Below are 22,353 nucleotides of genomic sequence, written 5' to 3'. Positions count from 1 at the left end.
ACAAAATACGGCATAGGAAAATCACTCATCGAGACCAGCCGAGGGACAGGCCCATTGACGCTGGGGCAACCGCTTATCCGTTTACCGGATAAAGTATGGTGCCAACTCCTGCGAAGATTTATCTTCGACAGATGAGAGGAAGACGCGCCGCGCCGTGCGGCAGAGCCGTCTTATCTTCTCGCCCGTCATGATAATTGTTCTGGTCGCGATTGAGCCCGTTTTGCTTGATGCCCATATGGATGACATGACCGCGACTTTGGACCACTTGCCCGATCTGACCGGCGTTGATGTAATTGCGCCGATCCCTGCCGATTTTCGTCTCGCCAGCGGCCAAAAGCTGAGCCAATCCCACGCTATCGGCCGCGTTTACGGCCCGGCCAACGCGCCTATGGTGGTGGCGATCGGCGGCATTTCAGCCAGCCGTGTCCTGTTCCAAAAGGAAGACTCGACCGACACCGCCCCCGGCTGGTGGGAAGGTGTCGCGGGGCCTAATCAAGCGCTGGATCTTAATCACTGGCGGGTCTTAAGCATCGACTTTGCCCCGTCCCTGCCCGCCGATCAGGTTTATACGATTTCTACCCACGATCAGGCGCGGCTGGTTAAGCTGTTGCTCAATCAGTTGGGCGTGGATGAGGTGCATGACTTTATCGGCGCGTCATATGGTGCCATGATTGGCCTTGCCTTTGCCGAGCTTTATCCGGACTTTGTGAAGCGTTTGTGCGTGATCTCCGCCGCCCACCGCGCCCACCCGATGGCGACCGCCATGCGCGGCCTGCAACGGCGCATCCTGATGTTCGGCAAGCAGACCGGTCATGAGCGCGACGCTATATCGCTGGCGCGGCAACTGGCTATGACCACCTACCGCTCTGAGCAGGAGTTTCTGGAACGGTTTGACGGTCTGGCGCCCGATGTCGCCGGTGAGAACTACACGGTCTGCAATTACCTGCGGGCGCGCGGCGATGCCTATACGGCGTCGGACGTCAACCGCTGGGTGTCGCTGTCGGATTCGCTCGATCGCCACCGCGTTGACCCAAAGAACATCAAGGCCAGAGTCTTTCTGGCGGCCGTGCCGACCGACCGGCTGGTGCCCTATGCCGACATGGTCGCTTTGTATGAAAGCCTGTCAGACAGCGTGTTCATTGAACTGCCCTCACTCTATGGCCATGACGCCTTCCTTAAGGAAATCGCGCGCGTGTCCGATATCGTCAAACACTCCCTGGAAGACTGAGTATCATGTCGAAAAAAGACTACCTCAAAGACGCCAAGCTTTCGACCCGCGTCATCAATATCGGCATCGATACGGATACGGCCCACGGTGCGGTCATGCCGCCGATCTACCTGTCATCGAACTACACGTTTGAGGGCTTTGGCAAGAAGCGCACCTTTGACTATGCCCGCTCCGGCAACCCGACCCGTGAGGTTGTGTCTGAAGTGATTGCTGAACTCGAAGGCGGTGTGGGTGCCGTCATGACCGCCTCCGGTATGGCAGCGATTGACCTGTTATGGCAGCCGCTGACCACAGATAATAACCGCGTCGTCGCCCCCCACGACTGTTACGGAGGTACTCAGCGGCAGTTGAACGCCCGCGCCAAACAGGGCTTGATTGACCTCGTTTATGTCGATCAGGGCGATGACGCGGCGGTGGCGCAGGCCCTGTCGCAACCAACGGCCATGCTGCTGATTGAAACCCCGTCCAACCCGCTGATGCGGGTGGTCGATCTGCAAAAACTGATCGATCTAGGCCACAAAGCGAGGGCTAAGGTCGCCGTTGACAACACCTTCCTGTCGCCCGCCCTGCAAAACCCGATCAAATTCGGTGCTGATTTTGTGGTTCATTCGACCACCAAATATATTAACGGCCATTCGGACGTGATCGGAGGCGCGCTGGTGTGCACTACGGCGGAGGATCTGACACTGTACCGCTGGTGGGCCAATTGCGTCGGCTCAACTGCGCCTGCGTTCGATTCCTATCTTACCTTACGCGGCGTGCGTACCCTGTTTGTGCGCATCAAACAGCAGCAGCAATCGGCGCAGGCCGTGGCCGAATATCTGGAAAGCCATCCGGCTGTATCAAAGGTCTTTTATCCCGGCCTGAAATCCCACCCGCAGCACGACCTGGCCGCCCGTCAGCAGGCCGGTTTTGGCGCGATGATGAGCTTTGAGCTTAAAGGGGGCTTAGATGCGGTCAAAGCGGTGCTGGATGTGGTTGATCTGTTTTCACTGGCTGAGTCTCTGGGCGGGGTCGAAAGCCTGATCGTCCATCCGGCCTCCATGACCCACGCCGCCATGTCGCCAGAAGCGCAGGCCACGGCCGGCATCACCGGCGGCTTACTGCGCCTGTCGATTGGCCTGGAAGATGCGGATGATCTGGTCAAGGCGCTGGAGCGGGCGTTGGCAGCGGCATGACCTGACCAAGGGCGGCACACCACGCCGCCCATTTCGTGATCAAAGACGCCATAAAAACGCCGAAAATATGTTTTCAGCCGCGCTTAATACATAATAAAACAAAATAAATTCAATACATTACAATAAGTAACGAAAAATCACGCAATTATCACATTTACGTGATTTCGTCGTGAAAACGCCACGGTTTGCGCGCCGGAATAGGTCATCCCCAACGGGGATCAACCCATGCCAGGAGGCCGCCATGACCACGCGTTTACTCAAGTTTAAGTCCTTAATTGTTGGCGTATCCTTATTTATAGTCCCCGCCTATCTTACCGCCTGCTCCAAACCCGCCGAAGCCCCGGTCGAGGAAGCTGTCATGGAGGCAGCACCCGAAATCACGACGGATGGCCAGACGTCCGAGGCACGCCTCGACACCCCATCTCTGCCGCAACTGGCCTACGACTACAGCTTTAGTTTAAGCGCGCCGGACAAGGCACTGGACAGTTTGTTGTCGGCCCATCGTAACGCCTGCACCGCTGCCGGGGCCGCAATCTGTCAGGTCATATCGATGGACAGCACCTCTGATCGGGCACAGCATTTCCAAAGCCATCGCCTGATATTGCGCGCCACGCCCCAATGGATCGAGAGCTTCCGCAATGACCTGAATAAACAACTGGCGGCGACCGATGGCCGGATCGAGGCCCAGACCATCGCCACCGAAGACCTGACCGCGCAGATGGTCGATCATGAGGCCCGCATCAACAATCAGATCGCCCTGCGCGACAATCTGCAAACCACCTTACGCACCCACAGGGGTAAGATGTCCGACGTTATCGAGTTGCAAAACCAGCTTAACGACGTTCAGTCGCAGATTGATTACGCCCGGTCTCAACTGGCGCTGATGAAAAAGCGGGTGGCGATGTCGAAGGTCACCCTGACCTATTCCGGTGCGGCGGCGGCACAGTCGCAAGGGACACTCTCGCCGCTACTGAGCGCTTTTGGCAGCGTCGGTCCTAACTTTATCGCCGTCATGACCTTTATGGTTATGATTTTCAGCTATGTCCTGCCATTTGCGGTGGTGTTGGCGCCCATCGTCTGGATCGTGACCCGGCGCAGGAAAAAACCCGCAAAAGTCCCTGGCGCCTGATCAAGCTCACTCCTCAACTGCGATCATCACCTGGGTTTTCTGGGTGGTGATCGCACGCCCGCGCAGTTTCACGCGGTCGCCGACCAGTTCGCACCTAAGATCGCCACCACGGCGGGGATAGGCTTGGTGAAACTCAAGCACAGCCTTCCCCGTAAGGTTTGCATAGAGCGGCATCAGTGCGCAGTGCATTGACCCCGTCGTCGGGTCTTCGGCAATGCCAAAACCGGGCGCAAAAAACCGGCTGACGACATCATAGGGGCTGCCCGCATCCGCAAACGCCGTCACCACCACATGGGCGGCATCAAACAGAGTGCAGGCTTGCGGATAGCCGATCTCACCGGCATTGAATTTCAGTTCGTGCACGGCAGCCTCTGAGGCCAGTTGCAGGATCAGCATCGGCCCGCCAAAGGTCGCCACCGCCGTCTGACCGATCACCGCTTCAATCTCAGGCACGGGCGCGATGGCCTGCACCGGATAGGCCGGAAAGTCCATTTCAAGCTGGCCGCCCACGCGGCGCACGCTCAAACGGCCCGCATGACGCGTGTCGAAATGCACAACCTCGGCCTCAAGCCCCAGTTCGGTAAACAGGGCATGGGCCGCCGCCAGCGTGGCATGACCGCACAGATTGACCTCAACCGCCGGCGTGAACCAGCGCAGGCCAAATACATTGGCCTCAGCGGTTTTGAGCATATAGGCGGTTTCGGCCTGATTGTTTTCCATGGCCAGACGGCTCATGAAATCGTCGGACGGCCAGGTATCAAACGGCTCGACCACCGCCGCCGGATTGCCCATAAACGGCGCGCGCGCAAAGGCGTCGATCAGAAATTGTCGCATAGAATAACTTTCAGAAAATAAAAAGGCCGGGATTACCCCGGCCTGCCACGTCAATGATGTGGATCACATCAGGCGATAATGTCCGGGCGGATCTTGTCTTCGATCTCGGTAATCTGATCGCGCAGGGCCAGTTTTTTGCGCTTTAGGCGGGCAATCAGAATCTGATCCGGCAAGGGCATGGATTCCAGCGCGCTGATGGACTCGTCCAGATCCTTATGCTCCATCCGCAGATGCGCTACCTGCCCGCGCATCTTGACAGTTTCGACGCTGATCGGCAATTCGCGCACGGTCGGATCGAGGTCGTCCTTCTGGTAATCCAGCACGTCCTCAGCAATATCATCGAAATTTTCAGCATCGACATCGCGACGGCCAAAGACACGGCGCTCAATATCGGCTCCGCCTTCGCCCGCACCGGTTTTCACGAGGGTGAGGCCCTGGGTCGGAAACAGCGATCTTATATTGCTCTGATCGTCATGCATGTAGACATCCGCTCCTTAAAATCTTCGACCGGAACCCGATCCGAAGTCTTCGGGCCCCACAGTATTCAGGACATTAAGACGCAGGAGTATACTCTAAAAATCCGCCGTCCGAAAGAGTGCCAATCAGACTAATCAACTGAGGTCGTGGCACTTTTGGCCCCCACGCTTTTGACACCATCGCCACATTGTCCGTGCACAGAGCGGTAAGATTTTGTTTCGTCTCAGAAAAATCAACAATGGACAGCGCTTCTAACGCCACCATCAGCTCGCGCTCACTGTTCAGTTCCACTGATTTTACCTGCGCACGAATACGCTCCCGCGCCAAATCATCTATGTCGGACAAAGGTTTCCGCAGCCTTTTGCGAAGTATTCGCAAGTGTTTAATCACGGCCTCGCTCCATGACCGGGCCACCTCTGCACCTTCTTCGGCCACCTCGGCGCTGAGTTTGCCGCTATTTGTGCCTACCCAGACCGCCCACAGCACCAGCGGCACGCATTGATCATGATCGTCCTGCAAACTAAGGCACTGCGCCGCCACCCCGTCCGCGCCATAGACCGCCACAGCCCAATTCCAAAAGCTAGTCATGGTTCAGCGATACGTCCTCGCCCCACTTTTTAAACGGAGCATTGAGGCCAAACAGGTCCAGCACCCGCCCGATATTCTGTTCCACCATCTCATCAAGCGACTGCGGGCGGGTATAAAAGGCCGGCATGGGCGGAGCTACGATCGCCCCCATCTCTGTCACCGCCGCCATCGAGCGCAGATGCCCCAGATGCAGCGGGGTTTCGCGTACCATCAAAACCAACCGACGACGCTCCTTAAGCGTCACATCCGCGGCCCGACTAATCAGGGATGATGTCACGCCAGTGGTGATTTCGCTCAAGGTCTTGACCGAACAGGGCGCCACCAACATGCCCAGTGTACGGAACGAACCTGATGCAATCGCGGCACCAATATCAGCGGGTTTATAGACCACATCGGCCTTGGCGTGCAGATCGGACAAGGTAATGTCCAGTTCCGCCGTCAAACTCAGCGCCGCCGCTTTCGAGACGATCAGGTGGCTTTCGACCTTTAACGCGCGCACGGCTTCCAGCGCCTTAAGGCCATATATAGCCCCGGATGCGCCGGAAATGGCGATGATCAAACGCGGTGTGTCAGGCATGTGGGTACTCATCATTCATATTTTATAAACTAACAATCTCTCAGTTCCGTGATCAATTGTAATCCATTGTGATTCTACACACAGCCATTTCGGGTGTTCCCTAAGCAGGTTCGGACATGGGGTTCGGACCGGTATAGACAAAGAGGACCCTGCAATATGACCATAGCAGCCAGAGTACGCGAGTTGGATCAGCGTCACCAATCCCTCAAGCATACGATTGAACGCGAAGCGAAAAATCCGTCTGTGGACTCTCTATACCTTAAGGAGCTGAAGCGCAAAAAACTTAAGCTCAAAGAAGAAATCGAACGCATCAGGGATGTTATGCGACAGGGCGACGGCATGAAGGTGCTGCAATAACCGCGTAAAATATCATTGATGGGGAAAAAACGCCGGAGAGAAATCTCCGGCGTTTTTGTTATTTACCCCGCGTCTTACTTGATCGCGATCTCAAACGGCCCCGCCGGAAGGCCCGCCCGATCATAGAGCGTGCAGGTGGGCGCATCAGCCCAGCAATAGCGCACATATTGAGCGGTGGCCGCATTGGGTGCTTTTAAGGTCACGCCGTTGCCGCTCAGTTGGGCGGCGGCATAGGTGCACGGCCCGCGGTTGCTGTCGCACAGTTCAAAACTGATCGGCTTGTCGGTTGAATAGGAAATCAACCCGCCGTCGATATCAGTAAAGTTTACCGTCACCGTGTCGCCTGCGCGCGTGGCCGACTGAGGTTGCGGCCCCGAAGGCGTGATGTTTTCCTTATAGATCACCGACCGCGCCCCGCGCGCAAGCCGTTTACCGACCGTGTTCTTATCGAGCGGGTGGATATCGTTCGGGTCACCAATATCAACCGTCACCGCCAGAGCGGCATTACCGTCGCGTGCCACGGCCAGCCGTTGCTGATCCTGCAAACGCGCCCAGCCAGATTCGACGGGCTCAGTCGGGCGCGCACCGTAATTGGCCAATTGCACGATCAGGAACGGCAAATCCGACCCGAACTGGCCGCGCCAATCCTTCATCATGCCGCCAAGCAATCCGGCATAGCTATCGGCCTCACCCGCATTGGATTCACCCTGATACCATAGCGCCCCTTTCAGGCCATAGGGCCCGATCGGCGCGATCATGGCGTTATAAAGCGTCATCAACCCACCCGTGGCATCCCACGGTGCGCGCGGCGGCTGAGGCACAGTTTTCGCGACGCGCTGAAACCGCCAGTCGGTAAGCGCGACGGTCGTGCCATCGGCAAGGGTCAGGGTGCGCGGCCCGTCGCCGTAAACGCCGCCCGCGGCCCAGGTATCGACCACATTCATTATGATGGTGTTATCGCCCGCCTTAAGCGCCACCGCCGGCAGTTTATAAACGCGCGGCGTCCCCGCCCCTGAGGTATAGCCCGCCGGTTTGCCATTAACCCAGGTCTGATCGATCTCATCAATCGTGCCGAGGTTCAGGGTCGCTGCCCCCTTGGCCTGCGCGGCGGTCAGCTTCACCGTCGCGGCATACCACAGACCGCCGTTATAGGCCGCAAATTCGCCAAACCCCCATTGCTCCCAGTTCTTTGAAATGTCGGGCACCTTGTCCCAGGTGGCGATCGTTTTCGCGTTGGCCGCCCACGGCTTGCCTTCGCCGCCATTGGCCGCCCACCAGCTTTCAAACTGCTGCCCCCAGCGGGTCGTCCCCGCCGCGGTGTCTCTGGCATAGACCTTCATCAGATCAAGCTGATCATTATATCCACCATTATTTCGCAGCGCCGTCTCGCTCATAAACGGGCGGATATTCGCCCCGCCCCACGACGCATTGATCAGGCCGATAGGTACATTGATGGTGCGCTTCAACTCACGCGCATAGTAATAGCACACCGCCGACCAGTTCGGCACGGTCTCCGGCAATGCCACCTGCCAGCGTACGGGCGAAAGGAACGTATCGGACGGCGTCAGGCTTTGGGTCTTGGCCACCGTCATCATACGGATGGCGTCATCTTTGGACGTGGCGACAGCCCCCTGAGACCCGATCGTACCCTGAACATTCCATTCCATATTCGACTGGCCCGAACACAGGAACACATCGCCGAACATCATGTCGCGGGCCGTTTGCTTTGCACCGGATGCGGTCACGACCTCCAGAGTATACGGCCCGCCCGCCGGTGTCGCCGGATAGCTGACCCGCCACTGACCGTTCGCATCCGCCATGGCCGTCAGGGTCTGCGCCCCCAGCTTGACGGTCACCGCCTCATTCGGGGCCGCCTGCCCCCAGATCGGCACGGCGCGATCACGTTGCAGCACCGCATGATCCTGAAACATTTCGGCCAGAAGCGGCGTCGCCGATTGAGCGTGCGCCCCTGTGGTCAGCATAGTTAAACCCGCGCCAATGGCGCCTGCGATAGCAAGCCTGAGCTTCATGATCCTGCCCTGTCTTTTTTATATGTTAGCGGTAAAACTAGCGCGCACCTCACCGTCTCGCAAGTCACCGCTACCGTTATATTTTCAGGATTTATCACACAAAAAAGCCTCCCCGGAGGGAGGCTTTTATTCTCAGATTGACCGATTAATAATCCTCATCATCTTCATTAACAGGCCGCGACGGTGCCGATCCGAACACGTCTTCAGCACTGAGGTCAGGACGGCTGTTGTAGGTGTCTTCTTCCTCATCCGGAATGATAGCGGCCGCTGGTTTCAGCGACGGATCATCGAGCGGGATACCCAGCTTTTCAGCCTGCTTGATCTTGACGGCGGCGGCCTTGCGCACGGCGGCGTCCAGTTCAATCTGCGACACGAGGCCGAGCGTCACCGGATCGACCGGCTTGATATTGGTCGCGTTCCAGTGGGTGTTGTTGCGCACCTGCTCGATGGTCGATTTGGTGGTGCCGAGCAGCTTGGAAATCTGGGCGTCGGTCACTTCGGGGTGGTGGCGCACGAACCACTTGATGGCGTCCGGGCGATCCTGACGACGCGACACCGGCGTATAGCGCGGGGCTTTTTTGGCGGGCTTAAGCAGTTCGGCGTGACGGCTGACCAACGCCTTCATGCGATAAGCCGGGGTGCTTACGGCCTTATCCAGTTCTTCGCGGGTCAACTGACCGTTGGCGATCGGGTCAGCGCCGCGGATGTCGCGGGCGACTTCGCCATCGGCAATGCCCTTGACTTCAAGGAAGTGCAGGCCACAGAAATCGGCGATCTGCTCGAACGAGAGCGAGGTATTGTCGACCAGCCACACAGCGGTCGCTTTCGGCATCAAAATATCAGACATAGATGCATCTTTCCTGAGCGGTGAATGTTGGCTCTCGTCATGAAAACCGCCATTCAGAAACGGCTACGCCCGACCTTTTCGGCCGGGCGCGGGTTGTTGCCACCATCTATAAAGCGGTTTTGCGTCAATGGGAACACCCCAAACACAATTTCTGCGGCGAAGGCCGCACACCGATAAAAAGACCGGTTAAATCAGCCCCTTGATCGCCGCAAGCCCTGCCTCAGCCTTAGTGGCATCCGGTGCGCCGCCTTGCGCGAAGTCAGGCTTGCCGCCCGCTCCTTGCCCGCCCATAGCGATGACGGCAGCCTTGGCCAGTTCAGCAGCATTATATTTATCGGTCAGATCAGCCGTCACCGCGACCGTCACCGCCGCCTTGCCATCCAGAACACCGACCAGCGCCACAATACCGGAGCCCAGCGCTTTACGGAAATCCTCAGCCAGCGGCCGCAAATCCTTGCCGCCAACCCCGTCCAGCACGCGAGCCGTGACCTTGATGCCATTGATCTCTTCGGGGCCAGACGCGGCCCCGCCGCCACCGACCGCTAAAGCGCGCTTGGCGTCAGACAGTTCTTTTTCAAGGCGTTTGCGATCCGCGATCAGGGCTTCCACGCGGGCAGACACTTGCGCCACCGGCACCTTAAATTGATCGGCTAATCCCTTGGCGATACCCGCCTGCTCCAGCAGGTACTGCCGCGCAGCTTCGCCGGTCACCGCTTCGATTCGGCGGATACCCGCCGCGATGCCGGTTTCGGACACGATCTTGAACAGGGCAATATCGCCGGTGCGCGCCACATGGGTGCCGCCGCACAGTTCGACCGAATAGCCGCCCTCGCCTGCCAACTTGGTGCCGAGCGACAGAACGCGCACTTCGTCGCCATATTTTTCACCAAACAGGGCCACGGCCCCTTCTTCGATGGCGGCTTCGGGTGACATCATCTTGGTCGCCGCCGCCTGATTTTGCAGGATGACGGCATTGACCTCGGCTTCGATACGCTCGATCTCTTCGGCCGTGACCGGGCCACCGTGGCTGAAGTCAAAACGCAGACGCTCAGCATCGACCAACTGACCTTTTTGCGCCACATGCGGCCCCAGCACATTTTTGAGGGCTGCGTGCAGCAGGTGCGCCGCCGAGTGATTTGAGCGCGTGGTTTTACGCTTTACCGGGTCGACCTGAAGTTCAGCCTTATCACCGACTTTCAGAACCCCCTCAATGATTTCAATGCGGTGGACAATCAGATCACCGGCCTGCTTTTGGGTATCGAGCACACGGCCATGACCGTGAATAAAATCGACCACGCCGGTGTCCCCGGCCTGCCCGCCGCCTTCAGGGTAAAAGGAGGTCTTTTCAAACACAACCTCAACCGTATCGCCAGTATGGGCGGATTCGATGCCCTCACCGTCATGGACGATAAATTGGGCATGGGCCTGCGCATTAAGGTGGTCGTAGCCAACAAATTCAGAGGCCCCGATCTGATCCTTGATCGAGAACCATTCGGCGGCCACGGCTTTTTCACCGGAGCCGGTCCAGTGTTCACGGGCGCGAGTACGCTGCGCTTCCATGGCAATCTCAAACGCGGCCGTATCGACCGTCAGGCCCTTGGCGCGCACAGCGTCCTGGGTCAGGTCGAGCGGGAAACCATAGGTATCATAAAGCTTAAAGGCCGTATCACCGGACAAAACATCGCCGTCTTTCAGGGTTTCGGTCGCTTCATCCAGCAGGGTCATGCCCCGGCCCAGGGTGCGGCGGAAGCGTTCTTCTTCCTGACGCAGGGTCTCAACGATCGTCGCTTCGGCGCGTTTCAGCTCACCATAATGACCGCCCATTTCCTGAACCAGAACAGGTGCCAGACGGGGCATCAGCGGTTCATTGGCACCCAGCATATAAGCGTGGCGCATGGCGCGGCGCATGATCCGGCGCAGGACATAGCCGCGGCCTTCGTTCGACGGCGTCACCCCATCGGCAATCAGGAACGCGGTTGAGCGCAGGTGGTCGGCAATAACGCGGTGCGACGGCAAGGCCTCGCCTTCGGCCTTGACGCCGGTCAGGTCAACGCTGGCGCCAATCAGGGCCTGAAACAGGTCGATGTCATAATTGTTATGCACGCCTTGCAAAACCGCCGCGACTCGCTCCAACCCCATGCCGGTGTCAATCGAAGGCTTGGGCAGGTTCAGGCGCGTGCCGTCAGGCTGCTGGTCGAACTGCATGAACACAAGGTTCCAGATTTCGACGAAGCGATCGCCGTCTTCTTCGGGTGAGCCCGGAGGGCCGCCCCAGATGTGTTCGCCGTGATCATAGAATATTTCCGTACACGGCCCGCACGGGCCGGTATCGCCCATGCTCCAGAAATTGTCCGAACCGGCGATGCGGATAATGCGCGATTCCGGCAGCCCGGCGATTTTCTGCCACAGGCCAAAGGCTTCATCATCGTCGATATAGACAGTGGCCAGCAGGCGGTCTTTGTTAAGCCCGTAATCCTTGGTAATCAGGTTCCAGGCATGTTCAATCGCCTGTTCCTTAAAGTAATCACCAAAGGAAAAATTGCCCAGCATTTCAAAGAAGGTGTGGTGACGCGCGGTATAGCCGACATTATCGAGATCGTTATGCTTGCCGCCCGCGCGGACAACCTTTTGCGAGGTCGTGGCGCGTTTGTAGGGGCGGGTTTCGGCACCGGTGAAGACGTTTTTGAACTGCACCATGCCCGCATTGGTAAACATCAGAGTCGGATCATTTTGCGGCACAAGCGATGACGAGGACACCACCTCATGGTCGTTGCGGGCAAAGTAGTCCAGAAAGGTCTTACGAATGTCGTTTAATGAGGGCATGGATAAGACGGAATAACCGCTCCGCGTTCAGGGGGATTACAAAATTCAGGCGTATATAAAGGGCTTATGCCTGAGCGCAAAGGGGTTTGCGCGATATTTGAACTTTACGTGAAAAATTTACAAAAAAGCCGCTCCCGAAGGCGCGGCTTTTAGTCTAACGCGCATTTGGGGTCCGAAAACCGCTACACACTTTTCGGAATGCGCTCTAAGACGGTTAAGGCACAGGATCGGGTTGGTTTAGGGATTCGCGCCCGTGCCCTAACCGATGGCCTTATAACGATTCATCGCCTTCGTTAGCGTCGGGTTCAGGGGTGCCCAGCAGATCTTCGGACAGTTTCTCCGTTTTCTTGCGTACACCCATCTCGATTTCATTCGCCATGGCCGGATTGGCTTTCAGGAACTCACGCGCATTTTCGCGTCCCTGACCGATGCGGGTCGAATTATAAGAGAACCATGAGCCCGATTTTTCAACGATACCGGCCTTTACGCCCATATCGATGATTTCGCCCAGCTTGGAGATACCTTCGCCGTAAAGGATATCAAATTCAACTTCGCGGAACGGAGGGGCGACCTTGTTCTTGACGACCTTGACCTTGACGTTGTTACCGATGATTTCGTCGCGAACCTTGATCTTACCGATGCTGCGGATATCCAGACGCACCGAAGCATAGAATTTCAGCGCATTGCCGCCGGTCGTCGTTTCGGGCGAACCATACATGACGCCGATTTTCATGCGGATCTGGTTGATAAAGAGCACGATACATTTTGATTTAGAGATCGAGCCGGTCAGCTTACGCAGGGCCTGCGACATCAGGCGCGCCTGAAGACCGGGCAGGCTATCACCCATATCACCTTCGATTTCCGCGCGCGGTGTCAGGGCCGCGACCGAATCGATCACAACGATATCAACGGCACCGGAGCGCACCAGCGTATCGGTGATTTCCAGCGCCTGCTCACCATTATCGGGTTGCGACACCAAAAGCTCATCCAGATTCACACCCAGCTTTTGGGCATAGGCGGGATCAAGGGCGTGTTCGGCATCCACAAACGCCGCCGTGCCGCCAGCTTTTTGAATTTCGGCGACTGTATGCAGAGCCAGCGTGGTCTTACCCGACGATTCCGGCCCGTAAATTTCAATCACGCGGCCCTTCGGCAGACCGCCGATACCGAGCGCGATGTCGAGGCCCAGCGAACCGGTGGAGATAGATTCCACTTCGGCAAATTTGCCCGATGCGCCCAGCTTCATCACTGAGCCTTTACCAAAGGCGCGATCAATCTGCGCCAGCGCCGATTCTAAAGCGCGTTGTTTTTCTGCTTCGTCTTTTCCCACGAGTTTCAATACCGCTTGCGACATACCAATCCCTTCCCTATGTCACGATTCCCATTCAAGGCTGCCCTAAATCTCGAAATCTTTGCGACACCTAATTCGTACCCTATTTGTTCCAGGTTCGCAATATGTTCTCACAAAAAATTTGGAACATTTTATTATCTGAATGGATTCAAAAAATTAGGGGGACGATTGTTGCCGCCCCCCCCTCTTCAATGCTTCATACCTTGTCGCGAATCCAGACCTGAGATTGCAGGCCCGTCACCCGCACCCGTGGGCCGACCGGCGCCTGAGCCGCCGGTGTGGTCGCACCGGGCGCAAAGTCGACATCGCCGCTGCCGATGGCCGCCACTTCACCGACGCGGTTCATGCGTGCATAGTTCGGGATGGCCAGCATGGGTGAACCGTCCTGCCATTTACCGGTCAGGGCCATGACCCCGCCCAGCAGGTCGCCACGCCACTCAGCCTTGATCGGCGCACCGCTCAACACCTGCTCGATATTAGGTTGATCGGCTTTTTCGACATTGTAAACCAGCGGGCCAAAGCCCAGCGCCACCCGGCCACGATCCGCCTCGATACGTTCATCGGCATGGATGCGCTGCGGTGCCAGTGGCAGCTCAAGCTCAATGCGGTCACCGGCTTTCCATTCGCGCGTGACAACGGCATAGCCTTTTTCGATGGTCGGCGTAACGGCCTTACCATTGACCTTGAACGATTTCACACCGCTCACCGCGGGCGTTAAGGTGTAAAGATCGCTGGTCTTGCGGTTCGGGATGCGGACATAGACGGTAAAGGTCTTGGTTTCTTTAGGGTTGACGGTGATCGAGACAGCCCCGTTCCACGGATAATCGGTCTTTTGCACCATCTCAACATCGGTGCCTGCGACGCGATCGACTACGATCTTTGAGCCGACGAACATGTTCACATAGATACCGGCCTTATCCTTGACGTAGGTCCAGGTCGGCACCATCAACAGCGTGCGCGGGATATTGCCGACACAGCACGGACAGACGTGCCACAGGGTGCGCTCACTGTTGATCAGCGGATTGGTGTAACCAAAGCTGGTGCCGTTCAAATCCGTACCACCCAGCAGGGCATTATACATGGTCTGCTCATACAGATCAGCGTACTTGGCGTCGTGATAGGCCAGGTTGAGCTTATACTGGAAGAAGATTTCCCCCGCCGACGAACAGGATTCGCAGTAGGCATTGTTGCGCAACGAATAGTCCGCACCAAAGCCTTCGGCGGTTTCGCCTGAGCCTATGCCGCCGGTAACATAGTATTTGCGGTTGACGATATTGTCCCACAACGACATGACCGCACTTTGGTACTCGACATCGCCGGTTTCGGCGGCAATATCGGCCATAGCCGAATAGGAATAGACGGCGCGGACGGCGTGACCGACGGCTTCGTACTGCTTTTCGGGCGGCAGGTGGCTCTGGTCATATTCATGCCCCCCCTGGCGGGATTCGAGCAGGAAACGCGCCAGAGCAATATAGGCATCGCCATTGCCGCCGCCTTCCATATCGTTGACGAAACGGCCAAAGCGCACCAGCGCCTGCTCCATCTCCTGATGGCCATCAAACCATTCGATCTTGCCGGGGCCGACATTGGCGACCCAGCAGTCGGCCAGTTTCTTGGCACCGTTATAAAGCCGCACGTCCTGACCATTGGTCAGGGTGTAGTGATTGATGGCCGATTCGATGAAGTAGCCCGCGATATAGCCTTCGTGGTCGGCGCGGTGGGCAGGGTCCCAGCGCTTATCCCACGCGCCCGGTGCCGCCAGTGTCTTGGCGGTTTGCAGGTAACCGTCCGATTCCTGCGCAGCCAGAATCGGCGGTATCCAGCGCTCCAGCGTCGCCTTCATGTGGGCTTGCGCCTTCATCATGTCGGCATCGCCTTGCGGGTCAACCATCAGGGCAATGCAGATGGCCTCAACCGTTTGCAGCACCCACGCGTTTGAGAACACAAGGCCCTTATGCGGGCCATGCGGTTCGCCGCGATTGGCCTTGGCGGCCTCAATAAAGTTGTCGATACCGCCTTGGCCCGTCGGCAGATCGGTGCGCTCACAATAGTTGATGCAGTGCGGAATCCAGTTGACGATCAAAGACTTGGCACGCGCGTTCCACAGCGGACTGTCGAGGCTATAGCGGCGGGTATAGACCACATCAAGGCGTTCCTTCGGCGGGGCGGCCTGAGCGCGCACCCGCAGGCGTGAGGTGCTAACCCGCTGACCCGAATGGGCGGCCAGTTCCAGCACATAGTCGCCGGTTTCCGAGAACGTCGCCGTTGTATCCGCCGACAGAGCATCGGCAAAGCTGACCTGACCGGGGCCGGAGACCTTACGCCACAGGCTGCCGGTGTCGGCCCCCGGATTGAGCCAGTCGGCCTTACCCATCAGATAGGTCTTGCCGCCCATGATGACAGTGCGGTCAACACCGGCGACCACGACCGGCGCAAACGCCGGCACGACGCCAAAGCTATAGACCTTCCATTCCAGAACGCCGGTCGACAGCTTACCGTCCGAGACGATCTCAAGCCGCAGTTTGTCGGTTGTGACCTCATCAAAGGTGGTGGTGTTGTAGCCATTGGCCTTGACGCCCAGCCCCTTGGCTTTTGGCACCGGCACGAAAGCCTTGCCGTTCCAGTACAGCACGCGGCACGATTTCGGCGCGCCCACGCCCTGCCCGTCGATCCACCAGTAGACATCGACTTTGTTGGTGGTGATCGGCTGGCCCCAGTCATACTGCACCCATTCCGTGCCGGTCTTGGGCCAGTTGCCATAAGAGGTGGCGGCATTATCAGAGGAGTTTTTAGGCTCAACCCCATCATTGAGCGCGGTCAGCTTGCCGTCACCCGACATGAACGAGGTCGATGGGGTCGCCACCTTGGCCAGATTAACCACGGTCGTGTCAGCAAAGGCAAATGAGGCACCAAGCCCTAACCCGCCGACCACAGACGCCCCCGCAGCGCCCGCCAGAAATCCGCGCCGGTCAAGGCAGCGACAATCGGGCTGGCACAGATGAGGGTTGATCTCGGCGGTAAATTTGCGGGTCATGATATGGGTCTTTATTTAACAGAATTATTCGGACGGGACGCAGGTGGCGGAGGCCGAAAGCTTGGTGTCAGCGGCTTCGACCAGCACCGGCTTGGGGTACAGGGCTTCCCATTCCTGAGCCGCGACGGCAGCATAGGTTTTACCGTCGGTCGAGGCATCAAACACCGCCCGCAGACAGCGCGTGGTCACGGTCTCAAACGCCACTTCGTTAAAAGTATTGAGAGTCGCGGTCGGGTATTGGGCGCTGATCGGCGTCCATTTTTTATCGGCATCCGACCAGTATTCCAGATGCCAGGCCGTTGGGCGGGGCCACGCCAATGCCGGAACCGGCGGGCTGATCGCCCCAGAAATAGAGACGCGAACCGTTAAACTTCAGCGGCTGTTCCCATTGATAAACCACCCATTGCTGCTTGGGGTTATTCGGCGACCAGGTGCCCCAGGTATCGGGCGGCAGCGGCGCTTCGCGCACCTTGCCGTCATTGAGCGCCCTGATCCAGTATTGCACCGGCACGGGTGAGTTTGAGGCGACAATACGGGCGGCGGGGGCTAAGTTGCGGGTCGGTGTCGGCGCAGGCGGCGGGGCCTTGGTTTGCACAACCTTTTCAATTGCGGGCGGTGAAACGGTATCGTCCCAAGTGAACTTATCGAGCGCTACGGCGCGGCGGAAATGGCCGCCATTTTTGCCATCAGCCGTGTGATAGGCGATGTACCACTCACCCTTATAGTGCGCGATACCCGAATGCGAGGTGGTCGACGATACCGGGTCAAGCATCACGCCGCGGTAGGTCCACGGCCCCAGCGGTGATTTGGCGGAGCCATAAGCGATACAGGCATAGTAAACCGCTTCGGTACATTCGGAATCCGGCCCGGCCTTATTGCCGGCATAGGCCATGTAATAGGTGCCCTTGCGCTTGAAAATCCACGGGGCCTCAAAGAAACCGGTCAGGGTGTTCACATCGACCGGCTTACCCTTAAAGGTCACCATGTCTTTTTCGAGTTCGACGCCTTTCAGGCGGCCAAACGTGCCCCAATAGAGGTAGACGCGCTGATCGTCGTCAATAAGGATGGTCGGATCGATGTTCTGAATGTCATTGGCGACCGGATAGGACTGCGAAATGACCGGCCCTGACGGATGGGCATCGACCCACGGCCCGGTCGGGCTGTCGGAGACGGCGACGCCAATGGCAAAGCCGTCTTTGTTAGCCGATCCCTGCTGCATCACCGGCGCGTAGAGATAGAACCTCTTGTCCGGCCCCTGGACGATCTGGGCGCCATAGGCACGGCCCGGTGTCGCCCATTTGAAGACATCATTGGGCTTGAGGAAATACGGATAGTGGGTCCACTGGCCAGACTTTGGGTCAGAGGTTTCCAGCATCTGCCATTCCGGCATGATGAAGTCGTTGACGCCCGGTTCGGCCACGTCGCGGCCGGTCAGGATATAAAGCTTATCACCCACAACCAGCGGGGCCGGATCGGTCGTATAGTCTACGCCGTCGGCTAAGATCGGGTTATAAGGGGCCGTGACCTGACGGGTTTCCAGCGCCGTTTGAGCTAAGGTTGGCGCACATGCCGCCAGCAGCGGCAAAAGGCTTAAAGCCGCGAGACGTTTCATAATATGATCCTTAAACCGCTTTGGCCGCTGCCGTGGTGAACAAACGCACGCCGAACACAGGGCCAGCGGTCTTGCCTTCCTGCGGGTTGAACTTGACCGTGACCTTTTGTTTGCCCTTGGTCAGGTTGTGCGGGATCGGATAGCTGACATCGATCCAGTCGCCCGGTTGACGGCCCGACAGGCGTTCATGGGCAATGACGGTGCCATCGATCTCGATCGTGAAGCTGCGGTTGAACTCTGAGCCCCAATAGGTCGCCTGCAGCACCAGCGGGCCGGCATCTTTACCGTCCTTAGATACCTTCATATCAAACTGGAAGAAGCCCATGGTGCGGGCATCACGGCCCTTACGTCCACGGTAGACGACCGGATAGGAGGTGCCGCCGGTCGTCAGATTATGATCCCGTTCGGGCTGCATTTCGCCCAGATACATGACATCGACCGACCGCGCCGCCAGTTCCTTAAGACGGGCCTGCTCTTCGCGGAAGGCGACCTGAGCCGTCGCCCATTCAGCATCGTTATAGCGGTTGAAATAGACGGCGTTGCGGCGTTCATACTGGGCGTAGAACGGCTTGAACGTCAGGTCGCCCGGACGGCCAATACCATTGGTTTTATAGACCGCCTCGGTTGCCGATACCGGCACAATACCAGCCAGCAGATCCGCACCCACCAGAGCGGGGGCGTCGCCCTTATATTCCGGATCTTCGTCCTTGTTAGGCGCTGGCCCCAGATCGGCGGCCATAACCATCGGCCCGCGCAGCAACGCCACGACCTTATCGTTGCCCGCCGTGGCCTCAAAGCGCAGATCAAGCGGCAGATCCAGCGTGACCACATCGCCGGAGCGCCATGTGCGCGTGATCAGGGCATAGCCCTTATCCATCCTGGCCAGAGCCGGTTTGCCGTTGACCAGCAGGGTGTTGGATTTCGCCCAGGCCGGAATCCGTAACGCCACGGTGAAGGCTTTCGCCCCCTGCACGCGCTTAAGCTTTAGCGCGATATTGCCCTCATAGGGATATTTGGTCAGAAGCTCGAACTCAGCTTTTTTCGCCGCCCAGTTCAGGGTTGACGGGATAAACAGGTTCACAAACAGCGTATCGCCGCTTTCCCAATAGATGGAATCGCCATGCTTGGAATGGCTTTCGATCCCCGACAGCACGCAGCACCAGAACGAATCAAACGGTGTTGAATATTCCCGCGCCATGCCCGACATCAGCGGCATCATATAGGTGAACATGCCGGTTTCAGGGTGCTGGTGCGCCAGAATGTGGTTCAGGTGCGCCCGCTCATAGTAGTCAAAGTATGACGCCTGCGGCGACCAGCTATAGAGATGGCGCGTCAGCTTCATCATATTATAGGTGTTACAGCTTTCGCAGGTCTGCTCGGTGATGTGGGCCGAAATGGTATCTGGCTCGAAGAAATACTCACGGTCGGCATTACCACCAATAGCAAACGAATGGTGGTTGACCACCCGCTCCCAGAAGAAGCTTGAGGCCTTTTGGTATTCCGGCTTACCGGTGATTTCATAAAGCCGCGCCAACCCGACCAGTTTTGGCACCTGAGTATTGGCGTGGAAATTGGCCAGTTTGTCCTCACCGGCTTTCAGCGGATCAAGGACGCGGTTGTCATAGATGCGCTCGGCCAGCACCAGCCAGCGCGGATCCTTGGTACGGACATAAAGCTCGGCAAACGATTCGTTGAGACCACCATATTCACAGGCCAGAACCTTTTGAACCTGCTCATCATTCAGGGCGGCAAATACCTTCTCGATATAGCCGCTCAAACCCAGCAGGATCGGAATACCCGCATCGTTTCCGGTTAGGGCCTGTACATCCATCAGCCCCGCATAAAGCTTATGCCAGTTATATAACGGCACCCAGCAGCCGTTGAGGTCAAACCCGGCCGAGCGGATATCGCCGGCCATGATTTCGGGGAAAATTTCTTTGCCATCGACGACCGTGCCGTCTTTGCGCTTACGCATAAAGCCCGCCACATAGCCATCGCCATGCGCTGCCTGAACTTTTTTCAGCTCAGAAATGATATAGTTGATGCGGGTGATGCATTCGGCATTGCCGGTTTGGGCGTACATCAGCGACAAGGCCGAAAGATAGTGGCCCAAAGCTTCCCCGGCAATCGTGTCCGATTCCCATCCGCCATAGATTTCGCCCTTGACCGGCAGGCCTGCAAACTTATGGTAGTTATGCAGCAGGCGGTCAGGCTCAAGTACCATCAGATACTTGGTGTTGACCTCAACCGCGTTCAGGAACGGCGATGGCAGAAGGCGCACATCCTTCATCGGCACGGGTTCAGCCTTCAGCGGCACCCCTGTGGCGGCCATGACCGGCAGGCTCAGGCCACTGATGAGCGTGGTGGCAGCCACCCCTCCTAGAAGGGCGCGGCGGTTGGTGATAAGGGCGGGTCGGGACATGATAGCGGCCTCGCATTTTTGAATAGTCAGACAGTTGCACCACAATCATTATACTGTATACAATTGTCAAGACACATTGTTTCGTTCTGTTCGTGAGGTCCGCACCCTATGAAGTCCCTGTTCGCCGCCACCGCTGTTGCCGCCGTTTTATCCCTGAGCGCCATGACCTCTTTTGCTGACCCCGCCACAGACTCTCAGTTCAAAGACATCTATACCACCGAATGGAAATGGCGCGGCGAGCAAATGTCGGTCAGCGAAGACATCCCCGCCGATCAGCGCGGCGGTGGCTTGCCTGATGTCTCAAAGGCCGCACAAGATAAGAAGCTGGTCTACTGGCAGAACGTGCTGAAACAACTGGACGGCATCGATAAATCAAAACTGTCGGAAGCCGCGGCTGTCGATTATCAGATTTACCGTTTTCAGATCGAAACGCTCTATAACGCCCAAAAGTTCAAGACCTATGAGCGTCCACTGGCGGGTGATACCTCGTTCTGGAGCGACCTCAGCTACATCACGGGCGGCACCTACCGCACCGAGGCCGACTACCGCAATTATCTGCGCCAGTTGAATGACATGCCGCGCTATTTCGGCCAGAACATGGACAATATGCGCACAGGTATGAAGCGTGGCTTTACCGTACCGAAGGTGTCTCTGGCCGGACGCGATGTGTCCCTGACCACCGTGATTGATGCCAAGGGCGAGAATAACTCATTCTACAAACCCTTCAAATCCATGCCCGCCTCAATACCTGCCGACAAACAGGCGGAACTGAAAAAGCTGGCGCTTGAGGCCATCGCCAAAAGCGTCATCCCCGCCCACCAGTCGGTTCTGACCTTTATCACCAAGGAATATGAGCCCAAGGCCACGACCAAAATCGGGGCCTACGACCTGCCCGACGGCAAGGCGTTCTATGCCGCCCAAAGCCGCGAATACACCACGCTAGACCTGACGCCGGAGCAAATCCACCAGATCGGCCTTGATGAAGTCGCCAAGATCAAGGCTGAAATGCTCACCGTCATGAAAGAGGTCAAGTTTGAGGGCGACCTGCCCGCGTTTTTGCACTTCCTGCGCACCGATCCGCAGTTTTATGTGACGAAGCCCCAGGATCTGCTCGACCGCGCCGCCTGGACCGCCAAGGAATTTGATGCCGTCTCCGGCAAATATTTCGGCCGTCAGCCACGCATGAGGTTCGGCATCTTCCCCGTCGCCCCGGAACTGGCCCCGTTCTACACTGGCGGTCGCGGCGGCCCCGGCGGTTACTGGGTCAATACCTATAACCTGCCCGCGCGTCCGCTCTATTCGCTGCCGGCCCTGACCTTGCATGAATCGGCGCCGGGCCATGCCTTCCAGATGCCACTCGCCATGGAAAACAAGGGCCTGCCGGAATTCCGTCAGAATACCTATATCTCGGCTTACGGCGAAGGCTGGGCGCTGTACTCTGAGCGCTTAGGCGTTGAAATGGGCATGTATCACACACCGTATGAGCACTTTGGCATGTTAAGCTATCAGATGTGGCGCGCTGCCCGTCTGGTGGTTGATACCGGCATCCACGCCAAGGGCTGGATCCGCGATCAGACCATGGCCTTCATGCGTGATAATACCGCCCTGTCTGAGCACGAAATCACCACCGAAACCGACCGCTATATCGCCTGGCCCGGTCAGGCGCTGAGTTACTATCTGGGTGAAATGGCGATCTGGAAAGCCCGCGCCAAGGCCGAAGCTGCGCTCGGTGAAAAGTTCGACATCCGCGCCTTCCACGACACGGTGCTGGAACTGGGCTCCGTGCCCTTGCCGGTGCTGGATTCGGCCATCGATAAGTTCATCGCCCGTGGCGGCACCAGCCCCTATGAAGGTAAGGACTAATAT

General features: G+C 57.7%; 17 protein-coding genes and 1 riboswitch. Of the genes, 5 read left to right on the top strand and 12 right to left on the bottom strand.

Annotated features, from left to right (window positions below):
* The first annotated feature begins 22 nt into the window (after positions 1-22).
* Positions 23-138, top strand: a riboswitch (SAM riboswitch).
* A 16-nt stretch (positions 139-154) separates the two neighbouring features.
* From metX to OVA03_RS15805, 3 genes are all read left to right on the top strand, one after another.
* Positions 155-1,228: a homoserine O-succinyltransferase MetX gene (gene metX / locus OVA03_RS15815; RefSeq protein WP_267525993.1), complete on the top strand. Its 1,074-nt coding sequence runs from the start codon at positions 155-157 to the stop codon at positions 1,226-1,228.
* A gap of 5 nt (positions 1,229-1,233) precedes the next feature.
* On the top strand, positions 1,234-2,406 hold the full coding sequence (gene metB, locus OVA03_RS15810) for a cystathionine gamma-synthase (RefSeq protein WP_267525992.1): 1,173 nt from the start codon (positions 1,234-1,236) through the stop codon (positions 2,404-2,406).
* Between the two features lie 241 nt (positions 2,407-2,647).
* The gene (locus OVA03_RS15805) at positions 2,648-3,535 is read left to right on the top strand and encodes a DUF4349 domain-containing protein (protein ID WP_267525991.1); all 888 of its coding nucleotides are present in this window, start codon (positions 2,648-2,650) and stop codon (positions 3,533-3,535) included.
* Positions 3,536-3,541: 6 nt separating this feature from the next.
* Here OVA03_RS15805 and OVA03_RS15800 read toward each other — a convergent pair whose 3' ends face one another.
* The 4 genes from OVA03_RS15800 to OVA03_RS15785 all read right to left on the bottom strand — a co-directional run bounded on the left by OVA03_RS15800 (position 3,542) and on the right by OVA03_RS15785 (position 6,011).
* A complete protein-coding gene (locus OVA03_RS15800) occupies positions 3,542-4,369 on the bottom strand; it encodes a PhzF family phenazine biosynthesis protein (RefSeq protein ID WP_267525990.1) in 828 nt (275 codons plus the stop codon).
* 68 nt (positions 4,370-4,437) lie between these two features.
* Positions 4,438-4,848 carry a YdcH family protein gene (locus OVA03_RS17005; protein ID WP_189486388.1) on the bottom strand — a complete coding sequence of 137 codons (411 nt, stop codon included), beginning with the start codon at positions 4,846-4,848 and terminating at the stop codon, positions 4,438-4,440.
* A 73-nt stretch (positions 4,849-4,921) separates the two neighbouring features.
* Positions 4,922-5,434, bottom strand: a complete 513-nt coding sequence (locus OVA03_RS15790) for a TIGR02444 family protein (protein WP_267525989.1) — start codon at positions 5,432-5,434, stop codon at positions 4,922-4,924.
* Positions 5,427-6,011, bottom strand: coding sequence for a UbiX family flavin prenyltransferase (locus OVA03_RS15785; protein ID WP_267525988.1), 585 nt, complete (start codon positions 6,009-6,011; stop codon positions 5,427-5,429). The genes OVA03_RS15790 and OVA03_RS15785 overlap by 8 nt, the downstream gene beginning before the upstream one ends.
* Positions 6,012-6,167: 156 nt before the next feature.
* Between OVA03_RS15785 and OVA03_RS15780 the strand changes: the two genes are divergently transcribed.
* Positions 6,168-6,368 (top strand): DUF465 domain-containing protein, encoded by a 201-nt coding sequence (locus OVA03_RS15780; RefSeq protein WP_189486385.1) that lies wholly within the window; start codon positions 6,168-6,170, stop codon positions 6,366-6,368.
* A gap of 74 nt (positions 6,369-6,442) precedes the next feature.
* Here the strand turns inward: OVA03_RS15780 and OVA03_RS15775 are convergent, their stop codons facing one another.
* The 8 genes from OVA03_RS15775 to OVA03_RS15740 form a co-directional block, all read right to left on the bottom strand.
* A complete protein-coding gene (locus tag OVA03_RS15775) occupies positions 6,443-8,398 on the bottom strand; it encodes a sialate O-acetylesterase (RefSeq protein ID WP_267525987.1) in 1,956 nt (651 codons plus the stop codon).
* 145 nt (positions 8,399-8,543) lie between these two features.
* A complete protein-coding gene (locus OVA03_RS15770; protein ID WP_267525986.1) occupies positions 8,544-9,245 on the bottom strand; it encodes a DUF1013 domain-containing protein in 702 nt (233 codons plus the stop codon).
* A 186-nt stretch (positions 9,246-9,431) separates the two neighbouring features.
* A complete protein-coding gene (gene alaS / locus OVA03_RS15765; protein WP_267525985.1) occupies positions 9,432-12,068 on the bottom strand; it encodes an alanine--tRNA ligase in 2,637 nt (878 codons plus the stop codon).
* Between the two features lie 271 nt (positions 12,069-12,339).
* Positions 12,340-13,422, bottom strand: coding sequence for a recombinase RecA (gene recA, locus OVA03_RS15760; RefSeq protein WP_189486381.1), 1,083 nt, complete (start codon positions 13,420-13,422; stop codon positions 12,340-12,342).
* Between the two features lie 193 nt (positions 13,423-13,615).
* Positions 13,616-16,453: a beta-L-arabinofuranosidase domain-containing protein gene (locus OVA03_RS15755; protein WP_267525984.1), complete on the bottom strand. Its 2,838-nt coding sequence runs from the start codon at positions 16,451-16,453 to the stop codon at positions 13,616-13,618.
* Positions 16,454-16,477: 24 nt separating this feature from the next.
* On the bottom strand, positions 16,478-16,771 hold the full coding sequence (locus OVA03_RS15750; RefSeq protein ID WP_267525983.1) for a hypothetical protein: 294 nt from the start codon (positions 16,769-16,771) through the stop codon (positions 16,478-16,480).
* Entirely contained in the window at positions 16,716-18,065 is a 1,350-nt protein-coding gene (locus OVA03_RS15745) for a family 43 glycosylhydrolase (RefSeq protein WP_267525982.1), read from the bottom strand. Before OVA03_RS15745 ends, OVA03_RS15750 begins: the two co-directional genes overlap by 56 nt.
* A gap of 10 nt (positions 18,066-18,075) precedes the next feature.
* Complete coding sequence (locus OVA03_RS15740) at positions 18,076-20,487, bottom strand: glycoside hydrolase family 127 protein (RefSeq protein ID WP_267525981.1); 2,412 nt, start codon at positions 20,485-20,487, stop codon at positions 18,076-18,078.
* Between the two features lie 108 nt (positions 20,488-20,595).
* On the opposite strand from OVA03_RS15740, the gene OVA03_RS15735 reads away from it, so the two are divergent.
* Entirely contained in the window at positions 20,596-22,350 is a 1,755-nt protein-coding gene (locus tag OVA03_RS15735) for a DUF885 domain-containing protein (protein WP_267525980.1), read from the top strand.
* The last annotated feature ends 3 nt before the right edge of the window (positions 22,351-22,353 follow it).

Origin of the sequence: Asticcacaulis sp. SL142 (genome assembly GCF_026625745.1) — a bacterium.
Classification (GTDB): Bacteria; Pseudomonadota; Alphaproteobacteria; order Caulobacterales; family Caulobacteraceae; genus Asticcacaulis.
This window is presented reverse-complemented; position numbering and strand designations above follow the sequence as displayed.

Excerpts from the sequence above, each read along its gene's own strand:
- metB (WP_267525992.1), top strand. The coding sequence starts at position 1,234 with ATGTCGAAAAAAGACTACCTCAAAGACGCCAAGCTTTCGACCCGCGTC.
- OVA03_RS15805 (WP_267525991.1), top strand. The coding sequence starts at position 2,648 with ATGACCACGCGTTTACTCAAGTTTAAGTCCTTAATTGTTGGCGTATCC.
- OVA03_RS15800 (WP_267525990.1), bottom strand. The coding sequence starts at position 4,369 with ATGCGACAATTTCTGATCGACGCCTTTGCGCGCGCGCCGTTTATGGGC.
- OVA03_RS17005 (WP_189486388.1), bottom strand. The coding sequence starts at position 4,848 with ATGCATGACGATCAGAGCAATATAAGATCGCTGTTTCCGACCCAGGGC.
- OVA03_RS15790 (WP_267525989.1), bottom strand. The coding sequence starts at position 5,434 with ATGACTAGCTTTTGGAATTGGGCTGTGGCGGTCTATGGCGCGGACGGG.
- OVA03_RS15785 (WP_267525988.1), bottom strand. The coding sequence starts at position 6,011 with ATGCCTGACACACCGCGTTTGATCATCGCCATTTCCGGCGCATCCGGG.
- OVA03_RS15780 (WP_189486385.1), top strand. The coding sequence starts at position 6,168 with ATGACCATAGCAGCCAGAGTACGCGAGTTGGATCAGCGTCACCAATCC.
- OVA03_RS15775 (WP_267525987.1), bottom strand. The coding sequence starts at position 8,398 with ATGAAGCTCAGGCTTGCTATCGCAGGCGCCATTGGCGCGGGTTTAACT.
- OVA03_RS15770 (WP_267525986.1), bottom strand. The coding sequence starts at position 9,245 with ATGTCTGATATTTTGATGCCGAAAGCGACCGCTGTGTGGCTGGTCGAC.
- alaS (WP_267525985.1), bottom strand. The coding sequence starts at position 12,068 with ATGCCCTCATTAAACGACATTCGTAAGACCTTTCTGGACTACTTTGCC.
- recA (WP_189486381.1), bottom strand. The coding sequence starts at position 13,422 with ATGTCGCAAGCGGTATTGAAACTCGTGGGAAAAGACGAAGCAGAAAAA.
- OVA03_RS15755 (WP_267525984.1), bottom strand. The coding sequence starts at position 16,453 with ATGACCCGCAAATTTACCGCCGAGATCAACCCTCATCTGTGCCAGCCC.
- OVA03_RS15745 (WP_267525982.1), bottom strand. The coding sequence starts at position 18,065 with ATGAAACGTCTCGCGGCTTTAAGCCTTTTGCCGCTGCTGGCGGCATGT.
- OVA03_RS15740 (WP_267525981.1), bottom strand. The coding sequence starts at position 20,487 with ATGTCCCGACCCGCCCTTATCACCAACCGCCGCGCCCTTCTAGGAGGG.
- OVA03_RS15735 (WP_267525980.1), top strand. The coding sequence starts at position 20,596 with ATGAAGTCCCTGTTCGCCGCCACCGCTGTTGCCGCCGTTTTATCCCTG.